This is a genomic window from Escherichia sp. MOD1-EC7011 (assembly GCF_002965005.1).
Taxonomy (GTDB): Bacteria; Pseudomonadota; Gammaproteobacteria; order Enterobacterales; family Enterobacteriaceae; genus Escherichia; species Escherichia ruysiae.
Map to the genome: position 1 here is coordinate 115,690 of NZ_PTRD01000019.1, position 15,924 is coordinate 131,613.

The 15,924-nt window shown below is 50.1% G+C and carries 12 protein-coding genes and 1 pseudogene; 11 read left to right on the forward strand and 2 right to left on the reverse strand.

Annotated features, from left to right (window positions below):
- Window positions 1–585: 585 nt before the first annotated feature.
- The 6 genes from A7098_RS09310 to opgB all read left to right on the forward strand — a co-directional run bounded on the left by A7098_RS09310 (window position 586) and on the right by opgB (window position 6,295).
- The gene (locus A7098_RS09310) at window positions 586–1,356 is read left to right on the forward strand and encodes a threonine/serine exporter ThrE family protein (protein ID WP_024212502.1); all 771 of its coding nucleotides are present in this window, start codon (window positions 586–588) and stop codon (window positions 1,354–1,356) included.
- On the forward strand, window positions 1,347–1,820 hold the full coding sequence (locus A7098_RS09315) for a threonine/serine exporter (protein WP_105280696.1): 474 nt from the start codon (window positions 1,347–1,349) through the stop codon (window positions 1,818–1,820). Before A7098_RS09310 ends, A7098_RS09315 begins: the two co-directional genes overlap by 10 nt.
- Window positions 1,821–1,926: 106 nt before the next feature.
- Window positions 1,927–2,466, forward strand: coding sequence for a primosomal protein DnaT (dnaT, locus tag A7098_RS09320; RefSeq protein ID WP_010346632.1), 540 nt, complete (start codon window positions 1,927–1,929; stop codon window positions 2,464–2,466).
- A 2-nt stretch (window positions 2,467–2,468) separates the two neighbouring features.
- Complete coding sequence (gene dnaC / locus A7098_RS09325; RefSeq protein ID WP_000799918.1) at window positions 2,469–3,206, forward strand: DNA replication protein DnaC; 738 nt, start codon at window positions 2,469–2,471, stop codon at window positions 3,204–3,206.
- A 48-nt stretch (window positions 3,207–3,254) separates the two neighbouring features.
- Window positions 3,255–3,749 (forward strand): DUF2501 domain-containing protein YjjA, encoded by a 495-nt coding sequence (gene yjjA, locus A7098_RS09330; RefSeq protein WP_077629660.1) that lies wholly within the window; start codon window positions 3,255–3,257, stop codon window positions 3,747–3,749.
- 254 nt (window positions 3,750–4,003) lie between these two features.
- The gene (gene opgB / locus A7098_RS09335; protein ID WP_105280711.1) at window positions 4,004–6,295 is read left to right on the forward strand and encodes a phosphatidylglycerol--membrane-oligosaccharide glycerophosphotransferase; all 2,292 of its coding nucleotides are present in this window, start codon (window positions 4,004–4,006) and stop codon (window positions 6,293–6,295) included.
- A gap of 113 nt (window positions 6,296–6,408) precedes the next feature.
- Here the strand turns inward: opgB and A7098_RS09340 are convergent, their stop codons facing one another.
- Window positions 6,409–7,437 (reverse strand): zinc-binding alcohol dehydrogenase family protein, encoded by a 1,029-nt coding sequence (locus tag A7098_RS09340; protein WP_105280697.1) that lies wholly within the window; start codon window positions 7,435–7,437, stop codon window positions 6,409–6,411.
- A 138-nt stretch (window positions 7,438–7,575) separates the two neighbouring features.
- On the opposite strand from A7098_RS09340, the pseudogene A7098_RS09345 reads away from it, so the two are divergent.
- Both A7098_RS09345 and A7098_RS09350 read left to right on the forward strand, forming a co-directional pair.
- Window positions 7,576–8,491: pseudogene (locus A7098_RS09345) on the forward strand (FCD domain-containing protein).
- 217 nt (window positions 8,492–8,708) lie between these two features.
- Complete coding sequence (locus A7098_RS09350) at window positions 8,709–10,070, forward strand: MFS transporter (RefSeq protein ID WP_085460289.1); 1,362 nt, start codon at window positions 8,709–8,711, stop codon at window positions 10,068–10,070.
- A gap of 49 nt (window positions 10,071–10,119) precedes the next feature.
- Here the strand turns inward: A7098_RS09350 and tsr are convergent, their stop codons facing one another.
- Window positions 10,120–11,781 carry a methyl-accepting chemotaxis protein gene (gene tsr / locus A7098_RS09355; RefSeq protein ID WP_105280698.1) on the reverse strand — a complete coding sequence of 554 codons (1,662 nt, stop codon included), beginning with the start codon at window positions 11,779–11,781 and terminating at the stop codon, window positions 10,120–10,122.
- A 545-nt stretch (window positions 11,782–12,326) separates the two neighbouring features.
- Between tsr and btsT the strand changes: the two genes are divergently transcribed.
- The 3 genes from btsT (at window position 12,327) to yjiA (ending at window position 15,902) form a co-directional block, all read left to right on the forward strand.
- Window positions 12,327–14,477 (forward strand): pyruvate/proton symporter BtsT, encoded by a 2,151-nt coding sequence (btsT, locus tag A7098_RS09365; protein WP_105280699.1) that lies wholly within the window; start codon window positions 12,327–12,329, stop codon window positions 14,475–14,477.
- A 254-nt stretch (window positions 14,478–14,731) separates the two neighbouring features.
- Window positions 14,732–14,935, forward strand: a complete 204-nt coding sequence (locus A7098_RS09370) for a YbdD/YjiX family protein (protein ID WP_000467859.1) — start codon at window positions 14,732–14,734, stop codon at window positions 14,933–14,935.
- A gap of 10 nt (window positions 14,936–14,945) precedes the next feature.
- Entirely contained in the window at window positions 14,946–15,902 is a 957-nt protein-coding gene (yjiA, locus tag A7098_RS09375; protein WP_001297640.1) for a GTPase, read from the forward strand.
- The last annotated feature ends 22 nt before the right edge of the window (window positions 15,903–15,924 follow it).

Below are 15,924 nucleotides of genomic sequence, written 5' to 3' on the forward strand. Positions count from 1 at the left end.
ATGGTTAATTCAGGATATTCACCCTCTAAATTAATCCAACAAATTAATAGTTCTAGCGAATAAATTATCCTTAGCATTCACTTCCATATCAGTTTACCCCTGACACACCAAAAATCCTTTGTATGTTTCAGGAGGCTAGCATCAAATAATAACCTGGTAAAATACCTCTGACACATTTAAAATATCTAAATTATGTTGTTAGAAATACTTAATCAAAAACCACAAATCCAATCAGTTTACGATATCATTCAAAATAATGGTCAAAGGCGAAACACAAGGCCTTTAGACCGAAAGAGCAACAAAAAAACCAATAAAAACTGAAAGATATTTCTTATCCAGATTCGAAAAATTGATTTTCCCTGCTATTAGCCAAACGAGTAAAAACAAAACTATAAATTCATTTCAGTGATAATATTCATGAGGATATTTATTTGACCTCTGACGCAGATCGCTTCCTGTCGCCATAACCAGAATTAATCAGCACAATTTTGATCTTAACCAACCCCAAAACAACCGCGCTTCATGATACAAATGGGGCCTCATTATTTGAACAATACGCAGCACGTCTATGACAAAGGGCGAGTTATGCAAACTGAGCAACAGCGAGCCGTAACACGGTTATGTATCCAGTGCGGATTATTTCTTTTGCAGCACGGGGCGGAAAGTGCGCTGGTGGATGAGCTTTCTTCACGACTTGGGCGCGCGCTGGGGATGGACTGCGTTGAAAGCTCCATCTCTTCCAACGCAATTGTGCTAACCACCATTAAAGATGGTCAATGTTTAACCTCGACACGTAAAAATCAGGATCGCGGCATTAATATGCATGTGGTTACTGAAGTACAACACATTGTGATTCTGGCGGAACATAAATTGCTGGATTACAAAGGTGTGGAGAAGCGTTTTAGCCAAATACATCCTCTGCGCTATCCGCGTTGGCTGGTAGCCTTGATGGTAGGACTTTCTTGCGCCTGTTTCTGCAAACTGAATAACGGTGGCTGGGACGGCGCGCTAATTACGTTCTTCGCCAGCATGATCGCCATGTATATCCGCCAACTGCTGGCACAACGCCATCTTCACCCACAGATAAACTTTTGCCTCACCGCATTTGCCGCCACCACGATTTCCGGCCTCCTTTTACAACTTCCGACATTCAGTCATACGCCTACCATCGCGATGGCGGCCAGCGTTCTATTGCTGGTGCCGGGCTTTCCGTTGATTAATGCCGTCGCCGATATGTTTAAAGGCCACATCAATACCGGGCTGGCACGCTGGGCGATTGCCAGCCTGTTGACGTTGGCTACCTGCGTTGGCGTGGTGATGGCACTCACGATTTGGGGGCTACGTGGATGGGTATAATCGAATTTCTCATAGCGTTGGTGCAGGATATGATCCTCGCGGCAATTCCTGCCGTCGGATTTGCGATGGTATTCAACGTTCCGGTTCGAGCGTTACGCTGGTGTGCGCTGCTTGGCGCGATTGGTCATGGTTCACGAATGATCTTAATGACTACCGGGCTGAATATTGAGTGGTCAACCTTTATGGCCTCTATGCTGGTCGGCACCATTGGAATTCAATGGTCGCGCTGGTATCTGGCGCATCCAAAAGTCTTTACCGTGGCGGCCGTTATCCCTATGTTCCCTGGCATCTCTGCTTATACAGCAATGATTTCAGCTGTAAAAATCAGTCAGTTAGGTTACAGCGAGCCGTTGATGATTACCCTGTTAACCAACTTTCTTACGGCGTCATCAATTGTTGGAGCATTATCCATCGGCCTTTCCATTCCTGGATTATGGTTGTACCGCAAGCGCCCTCGCGTATAAAATTGCCTCGCTTAAAGCACACGGATGAGAGACAGCCTCCTTTCATCCGTGTGTTACTATAAAAGTAATCTCCCTTCTCGTTCATCGTTCCATATTGAGAAACAGTATGTCTTCCAGAGTTTTGACCCCGGACGTCGTTGGTATTGACGCCCTGGTACACGATCACCAGACCGTTCTGGCAAAAGCTGAAGGCGGAATGGTTGCCGTATTTGCTAACAACGCTCCGGCGTTTTATGCCGTCACGCCCGCGCGTCTTGCTGAACTGCTGGCGCTGGAAGAAAAGCTGGCACGTCCGGGAAGCGATATCGCTCTGGACGATCAACTCTATCAGGAACCGCAAACTGCCCCCGTTGCCGTACCGATGGGGAAATTTGCCATGTACCCAGACTGGCGACCCGATGCCGACTTTACCCGCCAGGCCGCGTTATGGGGCGTGGCACTAAGAGAACCCGCTACCGCCGAAGAACTGGCCTCATTCATTGCCTACTGGCAGGCGGAAGGTAAAGTTTTTCACCATGTGCAGTGGCAGCAAAAACTGGCGCGCAGTCTGCAAATTGGCCGCGCCAGCAACGGCGGACTAGCCAAACGAGATGTGAACACGGTCAGCGAACCTGACAGCCAAATTCCACCAGGATTCAGAGGGTAACGATGAAAAACGTTGGCGACCTGATGCAACGCCTGCAAAAAATGATGCCTGCCCATATCAAACCCGCCTTCAAAACGGGTGAAGAACTTCTGGCGTGGCAGAAAGAACAAGGGGCGCTCCGCTCCGCCGCTCTGGAGCGCGAGAATCGAGCCATGAAAATGCAGCGCACCTTTAACCGCTCCGGCATTCGTCCGCTGCATCAGAACTGTTCCTTTGAGAACTATCGTGTTGAATGCGAAGGGCAGATGAATGCGTTGAGCAAAGCGCGTCAATATGTCGAAGAGTTCGACGGCAACATCGCCAGCTTTATCTTTTCTGGCAAGCCGGGCACCGGTAAAAACCATCTGGCGGCGGCAATCTGCAACGAACTACTGCTGCGCGGCAAATCGGTATTGATTATTACTGTTGCCGATATTATGTCGGCGATGAAAGATACCTTCAGAAATAGCGGCGTCAGTGAAGAACAACTGCTCAACGATCTGAGCAACGTTGATCTACTGGTGATCGACGAGATCGGCGTGCAGACCGAATCTAAATACGAAAAAGTGATCATCAATCAGATCGTCGATCGTCGTTCTTCTTCCAAGCGCCCAACCGGAATGCTGACGAACAGCAATATGGAAGAAATGACGAAGTTGCTGGGCGAGCGTGTTATGGATCGTATGCGCCTGGGTAACAGTCTGTGGGTGATCTTCAACTGGGACAGTTATCGTAGTCGGGTAACGGGTAAAGAGTATTAATCCCCATTCCCGGCGTTATACTGCGACACAATTCCACCTTGAGTAATGATGATGAAAACTGTTAAACACCTTCTGTGCTGTGCAATTACCGCCAGCGCATTAATTTCCACCGGGGTAAATGCCGCTTCCTGGAAAGATGCGCTCTCCAGTGCCGCCAGCGAGTTAAGCAATCAAAACAGCACTACACAGGAAGGCGGCTGGTCGCTCGCTTCATTAACTAACCTGCTTAGTAGCGGCAACCAGGCATTAAGCGCAGATAACATGAACAATGCCGCAGGCATTCTGCAATACTGCGCGAAGCAAAAGCTAGCTTCGGTGACCGATGCGGAAAACATCAAAAACCAGGTGCTGGAAAAGTTAGGTCTGAACAGCGAAGAGCAGAAAGAAGACACCAACTATCTGGACGGTATTCAGGGTTTGCTGAAAACCAAAGATGGCCAGCAGCTTAATCTGGATAACATCGGTACGACTCCGCTGGCGGAGAAAGTGAAAACCAAAGCCTGCGATCTGGTATTAAAGCAAGGTCTGAACTTTATCTCTTGATCCGCATAACGCCGCGTTTTAGCTGTTAATCGGCTGGCGCGGCAATCCCCTTCTCTTTTTCCCGCTTCTGACGCTTTCATCCCCTGCTATGCGGGAAACAACCCCGATCAAAAAAGTCTGTTTATAAACTAATTCCTAACAACATCGCATTTTTTTGACACTAGAATTGCAGCAATATGGCAGCGCCATTACATTGTGTTTCTCAAAAAATCTTAAGCATCGGCTACACAGCCTGGTTTAGTGAGGATCGCCCGTTGTCAGAACTACTCTCATTTGCCTTGTTTCTCGCCTCTGTGCTGATCTACGCATGGAAAGCGGGACGTAACACCTGGTGGTTTGCCGCCACATTAACGGTGCTGGGGCTATTTGTCGTTTTAAATATCACCCTTTTTGCCAGTGACTACTTTACTGGCGATGGCATTAACGACGCGGTTCTCTATACCTTAACCAACAGCCTGACCGGTGCAGGCGTCAGCAAATATATCCTGCCAGGTATTGGCATTGTACTGGCACTGGCAGTCGTTTTCGGTGCACTGGGCTGGATCCTGCGCCGCCGCCGTCATCATCCGCACCATTTTGGTTACAGCCTTTTGGCGCTCTTGCTGGCACTGGGTTCTGTCGATGCCAGCCCGGCGTTTCGTCAGATAACGGAACTGGTGAAATCACAGTCACGCGACGGCGATCCGGACTTTGCGGCTTATTATAAAGAACCGTCGAAAACCATTCCTGACCCGAAACTCAACCTGGTTTATATCTACGGAGAAAGCCTCGAGCGCACCTATTTTGACAACGATGCTTTCCCGGATCTCACGCCTGAATTGGGCGCGCTGAAAAATGAAAGTCTGGATTTCAGCCACACGCAGCAGTTGCCGGGAACGGACTACACGATTGCGGGCATGGTGGCTTCCCAGTGCGGTATTCCGCTGTTTGCTCCATTTGAAGGCAACGCTTCTGCATCCGTTTCCAGCTTCTTCCCGCAGAACATCTGTCTGGGCGATATTCTGAAAAACTCGGGTTATCAGAACTATTTCGTACAGGGAGCCAATCTGCGTTTTGCTGGTAAAGATGTGTTCCTGAAATCACACGGTTTCGACCATTTGTACGGCTCGGAAGAGCTGAAAAGCGTGGTCGCAGACCCACATTATCGCAACGACTGGGGATTCTACGACGATACCGTGCTGGATGAAGCATGGAAAAAATTTGAGGAGCTGTCTCGCTCCGGTCAACGGTTCTCACTGTTTACCCTGACGGTCGATACCCATCACCCGGATGGTTTTATCTCTCGTACCTGTAATCGCAAAAAATATGATTTTGACGGTAAACCGAACCAGTCATTCAGCGCGGTAAGTTGCAGCCAGGAGAACATTGCGGCGTTTATCAATAAAATCAAAGCCTCTCCGTGGTTTAAAGATACCGTCATTGTGGTCTCTTCCGACCATCTGGCGATGAACAACACGGCGTGGAAATACCTCAATAAGCAGGATCGCAATAACCTGTTTTTTGTCATCCGTGGCGACAAACCGCAGCAAGAGACGCTGGCGGTGAAACGCAACACGATGGATAACGGCGCTACGGTACTGGATATCCTTGGTGGTGATAATTTTATCGGCCTCGGACGCAGTAGCCTTTCTGGTCAGTCAATGTCAGAAGTGTTCCTCAACATGAAAGAGAAAGTACTGGCGTGGAAACCGGATATCATTCGTCTGTGGAAATTCCCCACCGAGATAAAAGAATTTACCATCAATCAGAATAAAAATATGATCGCCTTCTCAGGTAGTCATTTCCGTTTGCCGCTGCTGTTGCGGGTTTCAGACAAACGAGTGGAACCACTGCCAGAAAGTGAATACTCCGCGCCACTGCGTTTCCAACTGGCCGATTTCGCCCCACGTGATAATTTCATCTGGGTTGACCGCTGCTACAAAATGGGGCAGTTGTGGGCGCCGGAACTGGCGCTTTCTACCGACTGGTGTGTTTCACAGGGGCAACTTGGCGGGCAACAAACAGTGCAGCATGTCGATAAGCCAGAATGGAAAGGTAAAACGGCATTTAAGGACACGGTCATCGACATGGAACGCTACAAAGGCAATGTCGATACACTGAAGATTGTCGATAACGATATTCGCTACAAAGCAGACAGTTTCATCTTTAACGTCGCGGGTGCGCCGGAAGAGGTGAAACAGTTTAGCGGGATTTCCCGTCCGGAGTCGTGGGGACGCTGGTCCAACGCACAGCTTGGCGATGAAGTGAAAATCGAGTACAAGCATCCGCTGCCGAAGAAATTTGATTTGGTGATTACCGCCAAAGCCTACGGTAATAACGCCAGCCGCCCCATTCCGGTACGCGTTGGCAATGAAGAACAAACCATCGTGCTGGGCAACGAAGTAACCACCACTACGCTGTATTTCGATAACCCAACCGATGCCGACACACTGGTGATTGTGCCGCCGGAACCTGTCGCAACCAACGAGGGGAATATTCTCGGTCACTCGCCGCGTAAACTCGGTATCGGGATGGTGGAAATTAAAGTGGTGGCGCGTGAAGGGTAAACACTGACGGATTTACAGGTCGGATAAGACGCGTAAACGTCTTATCCGACCAACAAAACATTATTGATAAATAAAAATAGTGTCCAACACTGCATAGCCACTTTACCAGTCACTCATTCTCTGAAAGTAACCACGCCCTTAATCAACTCACGATTGTTAATCACATCGCGCTCATAGGTTTCTGCCAGCGTGGCGAACGGATAGCGATGGGTTAACATCATGTCAGCAGTGATTTTCCCTTCCGCCATCAGCCGCCAGACTTTCGCAAAATCTTCCGGCGTAGCGTTACGGCTACCCATTATTGTGGTTTCTTTTTTGTGGAATTCTGGATCAGAGATTTGCAAATCGCCTTTAAACAGGCCGACAAAGACTACCGTGCCACCGTGGCGAATCAGATTAACAGTGTTATTCATCGCATGTTGATTACCTGTCGCGTCGATCACTTTCTGCGCCAGAGAGCCGCCAAATTGCGCACGTAGTTGGTCATCAAAATCTTCTGCGAACGGATCAAGCACGGGCAGATCCAGACGCCTTATCACATGCTCACGCCGCGCCGGACTGGTATCCACCACCACCACATGTGCGCCATCAACTTTAGCGATTGCCGCAGCTCCCAAACCGATTGGCCCCGCCCCGACCACCAGCACTTGCTCACCAGGCGCAACTGCCGCGCGACGTACCGCATGAGCACTAATGGCGAAGGGTTCAATCAACGCTGCCGCCTGCGGGTCAATGCCATCTGCGGGCAAAATGTTCGCCTCTGGCACGCTTAAATACTCACTAAAACCGCCATCCTGATGAACGCCAATGACCGAAATGCTTTCACAGCAGTTGGTGCGACCACTTTTACACGCCGGGCATTTCTGGCAGGCAATATAAGGGATCACGGCAACTTGCTGACCATTTTTGAGATCAGCAATATCTTTACCTAATTCAACAATCTCGCCACATATTTCATGGCCTAACACACGTGGATAACTAAAAAATGGTTGATTCCCACCCCAGGCATGAATATCAGTACCACAAATTCCGACAGACTTAATCTTTATCAATACTTCATCGCCACCGGGAATAGGCATTTCATATTGTTTCCAGACTAATTCTTTCGGTTTCTGGCAAATTAATGTATTTATCTTAGGCATAATTCTGCTCTCCATTTTTTGTTATCTTAGATATCAATGAAAATGAAAAATGCCAGTGAAATAGAAAATCTATTTTGTGAAAATACACGCATAAAAATGTTTTAAATCGGGTTTTAATAGCGCGACAAGGAGAAAAATATGAGTCGCTCACAAAATTTACGCCATAATGTAGTTAACCAGTTTATTGATGAGATGGTATGTGGTCATATCCCTTCCCCACTCCCATCGCAAAGCTCACTAGCGGAAATGTACAACGTCAGTCGCACCACGGTGCGTCATGTTCTCAGCCACTTACGCGAATGCGGTGTCCTGACGCAGGTCGGAAATGACCACGTCATCACGCGTAAACCTGATCACAACGATGGTTTTGCCTGTCCCGCAGCTTCGATAAGTGAGCAGGATAAAGTATTTGAGCAGTTTTTTTTCACGATGATAAATCAGCGTCAGTTGTTGCCTGGTGAAACTTTTTCTGAGCTACAAACTGGCGCGAGCGGCAGGTGTCAGCTCGATTACGGCAAGAAAATATCTTTTAAAATTATGGTGCTACAACCTCACCCAAAGCGAAAAACGCGGTCAGTGGAGGATAAAGCATTTCGATCAATCCTACGCCGAGCAGCTTTTTGAACTGCGCGAAATGTTGGAAACGCGCTCAATCCAGCGTTTTCTCACTCTGCCTGATAATGATCCGCGCTGGTTTCAGGTGAAAACCATGCTCGAACGCCACCGAATGCTGCGTGACAACATCGGCAGTAATTTTCACACCTTCTCGCAACTGGACAGAGAGTTCCATTCCTTATTGCTTTCAGCCACTGACAATATCTTTTTCAATCAATCCATTGATATTATCTCCGTCATCTTCCACTTCCACTATCAATGGGACGAAAACGATCGCAGGCAGCGCAATATTATTGCCATAGATGAGCATATGACTATTCTCAGTGCTTTGGTTTGCCGCAGCTATGTGGATGCAACGCTTGCACTACGTAACCATTTGAATTCAGCTAAACAAGCGATGATTCGTTCCATCAAGAAGAACAAGCGGTACGTTTATTAAATACAGATTAAAAACAGCAAACTATTAGATTGTGCACGGTTTTATCAAAATATAAACGCCCGAAATTTCCGGCTTACCTATGCTCGCAACCAGTCGACTATAAATGTTTTTTTGTGAGCGGTAGTGAAATCCTAAAAATTTCATCTGCCATTAATATTAACCCTGCGCAATACATAATTACGCAATAATTAAAATATTATAAATACAGGAGTTCGGCGTGGAAAAAGAAAATATTACCCTCGATCCGCATTCGTCCTTTCGCTCATCGTCGTCGGTAGATATCCCCGTGCCACCAAATGGATTAATTCAACGCAGTCCCCGAATTAAACACATTCAAACCACCGCCATGTTGTTATTATTTATTGCTGCGGTAATAAATTTTCTCGATCGCAGTTCGCTGTCGGTAGCAAATGTAACTATTCGTGGAGAGCTGGGGTTAAACGCCACCGAGATGGGCGCTTTACTCTCCGTGTTCTCGCTCTCTTACGGGATTGCGCAATTGCCCGCAGGCATACTGCTGGACCGCAAAGGCCCACGCCTGATGCTGGGGCTAGGGATGATCGTCTGGTCGCTGTTTCAGGCAATGTCTGGCATGGTGCACAGCCTGGCGCAGTTCGTGCTGATGCGCATAGGTATGGGGATCGGTGAGGCTCCCATGAACCCGTGCGGTGTTAAAGTGATTAACGACTGGTACAACATCAAAGAACGTGGACGCCCGATGGGCTTTTTCAACGCGGCCTCCGTCATTGGTATTGCCATAAGCCCGCCGATTCTGGCGGCGATAATGCTGGCCATCGGCTGGCGTGGGATGTTTATAACCATCGGCTTACTGGGCATTTTTCTCGCCATCGCCTGGTTTATGTTCTATCGCAACCGCGAGCAGGTGGTGCTGACCGCCGCTGAACAAACCTATCTCAACGCCGGTAGCGTCAATACCCGCCGCGACCCACTCACTTTTGCCGAATGGCGCAGCCTGTTTCGTAACCGCACAATGTGGGGAATGATGCTCGGTTTCAGTGGTATGAACTATGCGGGGTGGTTGTACATTGCCTGGTTGCCAGGTTACCTGCAAACAGTCTATCACCTGGATTTAAAAAGCACGGGCTTGATGGCAGCAATACCTTTCCTGTTTGGTGGGATCGGGATGCTACTCAACGGATATGTGACCGACTGGCTGGTCAAAGGCGGGATGAAGCCGATTAAGAACCGTAAGCTCTGTATTGTTACCGGGATGTTCATTTCAGCCGCCTTTACTCTGGTAGTACCACAAGCGACAACCCCCATGAGTGCGGTTCTGCTGATTGGCATGGCGCTGTTCTGCCTTCACTTTGCTGGAACCTCCTGCTGGGGGCTGGTTCACGTAGCGGTCGCTTCTCGCATGGCTGCGTCAGTGGGCAGTATCCAGAACTTTGCCAGCTTCATGTGTGCCTCATTAGCACCGATTATTACCGGTTTTATTGTCGATACCACTCACTCATTCCGTCTGGCGCTGCTCATCTGCGGTTGCGTCACCGCAGCAGGCGCGCTGGCGTACATCTTCATGGTACATCAACCCATTAGCGATCCGCATAAAGAGTAATCTCCCCTTGCCCGATAAGTCATCGCTTATCGGGCATTTTTTGTGGCAATTAAAACGTTTCCCAGTTATCCCCGCCATCAGCCACTACCGCTTTACGCGGCACAACCGGCGTCACCGTTTTTACCGCCAACGCTTCGCGCTGACGCTGTTGCTCTTGCTGAATACGAAATACAGCCACAGCTTCAGTCAGGCGGCTGGCCTGCTCTTCCAGCGCGGCAGCAGCAGCGGCTGACTCTTCCACCAGCGCAGCGTTCTGTTGCGTTACCCGGTCCATCTCAACAACCGCTAAACCAACCTGATCGATACCGCGACTCTGCTCATCAGAAGCGGAGGCAATTTCGCCCATGATATCGGTCACGCGGGTCACGGCGCTGACAATCTCCGCCATAGTTTCCCCGGCGCTTTCGACGAGTGTCGATCCGACATCCACTTTGCCAACCGAATCTTCAATCAGACTTTTAATTTCACGCGCCGCCTGGGCGCTACGCTGAGCCAGATTACGCACTTCTCCCGCGACCACCGCAAAACCACGCCCTTGTTCACCCGCACGCGCTGCTTCGACCGCCGCATTCAAGGCCAGAATATTAGTCTGGAAAGCAATGCCGTCGATGACGCTGATAATATCGGCGATTTTCTGCGAACTGGTAGATATATCGCGCATAGTTTGTACCACGCTATCGACCACATTACCGCCACGTTGTGCCGTTTCGGAAGCACTTAACGCCAGATGGCTTGCCTGTCGCGCGTTCTCGGCATTCTGTTTCACTGTCGCAGTCAATTGCTCCATGCTGGCTGCCGTCTCTTCTAACGAAGCGGCTTGCTGCTCGGTGCGTGAAGAGAGATCGTTATTACCGGTAGCGATTTCGCTGGCTCCGCTATAGATGGCATTTGCACCATTACGCACATCACCCACGGTACGTACCAGTTCACTTTGCATATGGCGCAAACTCTCTGCCAGTTGCCCCACTTCATTGGAGCCATCTACCTCGATCGGTTTCACCAGATCGCCGCCAGCAATATGACGAATGTTGTCGATCAGGCGATTCATCGGCGCTACCAGCGATGTTTTAATACCAAACCAGACGACGAAGATGACCGCCAGTACGACGATCAGAACACCCGCCAGCACCCACATTGCCTGGTTAAAGGCAGCATTATTATCAGCGACGGCGATGTCATAGAGACGATCGTTTTGCTGCATGTACGCCATATACTGCTTCTCGAAACCGTCCTGATATCCCTGAGTAGGTTGGTCAAAAAACTCGTTGATTTTGCCCGCCCCTAACAACTGGATCAGCTCCGCCAGTGCATTGTGATAGATATCGTAATTACGTTTGATCTCCGTAGCAGCCGCTGTGCCCTGATGCAAGTTACGCGGTAGTGCTTCGTAATCTGCCCAGTCTTTTTCCGCGTGTTTCAACGAAATAGTGGCACTCTGCATCAGCTCGGCGACGGTTGAACCGCTGCCAATATTGTTCTGATCCATCATGTAGCGGATACCCGCACGGTTGAGGGTGTTACGCGTCTGCAACAACGCAACCCAACTGCCATTTAGCGTAGATTGCTGCTGGCGAATGGTTTGTAAGACGGAGAGATTTTCTTTGTCCTTTTTTAAAGCGTTAAAGAACAGGCTGCCTGATGTCAGTTGCAAAAGGCCGAAAACGGCCAAAACCAGCAGTAAGCTAGTCACGATCCTGATACGTTTTAACATGGTTTCTCTTTTCCTGTTGACCGATAGCAGAATTTTCGGCCTGGAATGAGAAAACTTTATAGGTAGCGACCTGAAATTGATTAAATTTACCTCACTTTTTTATTTTTGTTCAAAAATACAATAACCACGTATTGATATATTTTTCTTTCTTATTTTTCACATTAGCTGTATCTATTTTGAACGTGAGGATATTTGCCAATAGATTAATATTATTGGCCAAAATAATATTATCAGTGAGGAAATGGGGTTTTAATATATATAGCATGAATATAATTTTTATATGAGTAACACAACTGAGGGCTAAAAATCGCTTCGGTTGTGATCAATATCACATAAATAGCCTTCATAAACCTTGCTCAATACCGCTCAACCGCAAAACTGACCGCTTACGTCCCTAATTTAACCACTCAGTTATTTACCTTACTTTACGCGCGCGTAACTCTGGCAACATCACTGCAGGATAGCGGTCAATTTACCTCCTCAAACGCAACGCAAACCTAGAACGGCTTCGGCCAACTATTAATCAATACATGCCAGGTTTTACTATGGATACTAAAAAGATATTCAAGCACATACCCTGGGTGATTCTTGGAATCATCGGTGCATTCTGCCTCGCGGTAGTTGCATTACGTCGGGGGGAGCACGTCAGCGCCCTATGGATCGTGGTCGCCTCTGTGTCGGTGTATCTGGTGGCTTATCGCTACTACAGCCTATACATCGCCCAGAAAGTGATGAAACTCGACCCCACGCGCGCGACGCCTGCGGTTATTAACAACGACGGTCTGAACTACGTTCCGACCAACCGTTACGTGTTGTTTGGTCACCACTTCGCCGCTATCGCCGGTGCCGGTCCGCTGGTTGGTCCGGTTCTCGCCGCGCAGATGGGCTACCTGCCAGGTACGCTGTGGCTGCTGGCGGGGGTGGTGCTGGCCGGTGCGGTTCAGGACTTTATGGTGCTGTTTATCTCCTCTCGCCGTAACGGCGCATCTCTCGGTGAGATGATCAAAGAAGAGATGGGGTCAGTACCGGGGACTATCGCGCTGTTTGGCTGTTTCTTAATCATGATCATCATCCTCGCCGTCCTGGCGCTGATTGTGGTTAAAGCCCTGGCCGAAAGTCCGTGGGGTGTCTTCACCGTTTGCTCAACCGTACCGATTGCGCTGTTTATGGGTATCTACATGCGCTTTATCCGTCCGGGGCGTGTGGGTGAAGTCTCTGTCATTGGTATCGTGCTGCTGGTTGCCTCTATCTACTTCGGTGGCGTGATTGCTCACGATCCGTACTGGGGTCCGGCACTGACCTTTAAAGACACCACCATTACCTTCGCGCTGATAGGCTATGCGTTTGTTTCCGCACTGCTGCCGGTGTGGCTGATCCTCGCACCGCGCGACTATCTGGCAACCTTTCTGAAAATTGGCGTTATCGTCGGCCTGGCGCTGGGTATCGTGGTACTGAACCCGGAACTGAAAATGCCTGCGATGACCCAGTACATTGACGGTACTGGCCCGCTGTGGAAAGGCGCTCTGTTCCCGTTCCTGTTCATCACCATCGCCTGTGGTGCGGTATCTGGCTTCCACGCACTGATCTCTTCCGGTACGACGCCGAAACTGCTGGCTAACGAAACCGACGCGCGTTTCATTGGCTACGGCGCAATGCTGATGGAGTCCTTCGTGGCGATTATGGCGCTGGTTGCTGCGTCCATCATCGAACCGGGTCTTTACTTCGCGATGAATACCCCGCCTGCGGGTCTCGGCATCACCATGCCTAACCTGCATGAAATGGGGGGCGAGAACGCGCCGATCATCATGGCGCAGCTGAAAGACGTTACCGCACACGCGGCAGCAACCGTCAGCTCCTGGGGCTTCGTGATTTCGCCAGAGCAGATCCTGCAAACCGCGAAAGACATTGGTGAACCTTCTGTCCTGAACCGTGCAGGTGGTGCGCCGACGCTGGCGGTAGGTATCGCTCACGTGTTCCACAAAGTGCTGCCGATGGCTGACATGGGCTTCTGGTATCACTTCGGTATTCTGTTCGAAGCACTGTTCATCCTGACCGCACTGGATGCCGGTACGCGTTCTGGCCGCTTTATGCTGCAAGACCTGATGGGTAACTTCATCCCGTTCCTGAAAAAAACCGACTCTCTGGTTGCCGGTATCATCGGTACAGCGGGCTGTGTGGGTCTGTGGGGCTACCTGCTGTATCAGGGCGTGGTCGATCCGCTGGGCGGCGTTAAGAGCCTGTGGCCGCTGTTCGGTATCTCCAACCAGATGCTGGCAGCCGTGGCACTGGTTCTGGGCACCGTTGTGCTGATTAAGATGAAGCGCACCCAATACATCTGGGTAACTGTTGTTCCGGCGGTATGGCTGCTTATCTGCACCACCTGGGCGCTGGGTCTGAAACTGTTCAGCACCAACCCGCAGATGGAAGGCTTCTTCTACATGGCAAGCCAGTACAAAGAGAAGATTGCTAACGGTACTGACCTGACGGCGCAGCAGATTGCCAACATGAACCACATCGTTGTGAACAACTACACCAACGCGGGTCTGAGTATTCTGTTCCTGATTGTGGTGTACAGCATCATCTTCTACGGTTTCAAAACTTGGCTGAAGGTGCGTAACAGCGACAAACGTACTGACAAAGAAACGCCGTACGTTCCAATCCCGGAAGGCGGCGTGAAGATCTCTTCGCACCACTAACCGTGTTTAGCCCCGCTTCGGCGGGGCTCAGGCTGATGACAAAGCCAGGCAAGCGCACGGATTGTCCCCTCGCCCCTTCGGGGAGAGGGTTAGGGTGAGGGGAACAGGCCAGCGTCGGTGTATATAAAGACTCTACTCTGGCCCTCTCGCCTTCCAGGGAAAGGGGGCAAACAGTGACCGTATTGACCTGTAAGCGAGTTTGTCAGCAATCTCAGCCCCGCTTCGGCGGGGCTTTGTTCTTATCAGAGTGAACTATGTTTGGTAACTTAGGACAGGCAAAAAAATATCTCGGCCAGGCGGCGAAGATGTTGATTGGCATTCCAGACTACGACAACTACGTCGAGCATATGAAGACCAACCATCCCGACAAGCCGTACATGAGCTATGAAGAATTCTTCCGCGAACGCCAGAACGCACGCTACGGCGGCGATGGTAAAGGCGGTATGCGCTGTTGTTAATGGAGAGAGCATGAACCCGATTGCAGTTACCCTACTCACCGGTTTTTTAGGCGCGGGCAAAACCACCCTGCTGCGCCATATTCTTAACGAACAACACGGCTACAAGATTGCCGTGATTGAAAACGAATTCGGCGAAGTCTCCGTTGACGATCAATTAATTGGCGACCGCGCCACGCAGATCAAAACGCTGACCAACGGCTGCATCTGCTGTTCGCGCTCCAACGAGCTGGAAGACGCGCTACTCGACCTGCTGGATAATCTCGACAAGGGCAATATTCAGTTCGACCGTCTGGTGATTGAATGCACCGGCATGGCCGATCCCGGCCCGATTATTCAGACCTTTTTCTCCCATGAGATTTTATGCCAGCGTTACCTGCTGGACGGCGTGATTGCGCTGGTGGATGCGGTACATGCCGATGAGCAGATGAACCAGTTCACCATCGCCCAGTCACAGGTTGGCTACGCTGACCGTATTCTGCTGACCAAAACCGACGTCGCTGGCGAAGCAGAAAAACTGCGTGAACGCCTGGCGCGCATCAACGCCCGTGCACCGGTCTACACCGTCACCCACGGCGACATCGACCTGGGCCTGCTGTTCAACACCAACGGTTTTATGCTGGAAGAGAACGTCGTCAGCACCAAACCACGTTTCCACTTTATCGCTGATAAACAAAACGATATTTCGTCGATTGTGGTGGAACTGGATTACCCGGTAGATATCAGCGAAGTTTCACGGGTGATGGAAAACCTGCTGCTGGAGTCGGCAGATAAACTACTGCGTTACAAAGGGATGCTATGGATTGACGGCGAACCTAACCGCCTGCTGTTCCAGGGCGTCCAGCGCCTCTACAGCGCCGACTGGGACCGCCCGTGGGGCGATGAAAAACCGCATAGCACGATGGTGTTTATCGGGATTCAGTTGCCAGAGGAAGAGATAAGGGCGGCGTTTGCGGGGTTGAGGAAGTAATTTTGGATGATGGCCGCCACGT

Bases quoted from the DNA above. Each gene is read 5' to 3' on its own strand.
- A7098_RS09310 (WP_024212502.1), top strand. From the start codon at position 586: ATGCAAACTGAGCAACAGCGAGCCGTAACACGGTTATGTATCCAGTGC.
- A7098_RS09315 (WP_105280696.1), top strand. From the start codon at position 1,347: ATGGGTATAATCGAATTTCTCATAGCGTTGGTGCAGGATATGATCCTC.
- dnaT (WP_010346632.1), top strand. From the start codon at position 1,927: ATGTCTTCCAGAGTTTTGACCCCGGACGTCGTTGGTATTGACGCCCTG.
- dnaC (WP_000799918.1), top strand. From the start codon at position 2,469: ATGAAAAACGTTGGCGACCTGATGCAACGCCTGCAAAAAATGATGCCT.
- yjjA (WP_077629660.1), top strand. From the start codon at position 3,255: ATGATGAAAACTGTTAAACACCTTCTGTGCTGTGCAATTACCGCCAGC.
- A7098_RS09340 (WP_105280697.1), bottom strand. From the start codon at position 7,437: ATGCCTAAGATAAATACATTAATTTGCCAGAAACCGAAAGAATTAGTC.
- tsr (WP_105280698.1), bottom strand. From the start codon at position 11,781: ATGTTAAAACGTATCAGGATCGTGACTAGCTTACTGCTGGTTTTGGCC.
- btsT (WP_105280699.1), top strand. From the start codon at position 12,327: ATGGATACTAAAAAGATATTCAAGCACATACCCTGGGTGATTCTTGGA.
- A7098_RS09370 (WP_000467859.1), top strand. From the start codon at position 14,732: ATGTTTGGTAACTTAGGACAGGCAAAAAAATATCTCGGCCAGGCGGCG.
- yjiA (WP_001297640.1), top strand. From the start codon at position 14,946: ATGAACCCGATTGCAGTTACCCTACTCACCGGTTTTTTAGGCGCGGGC.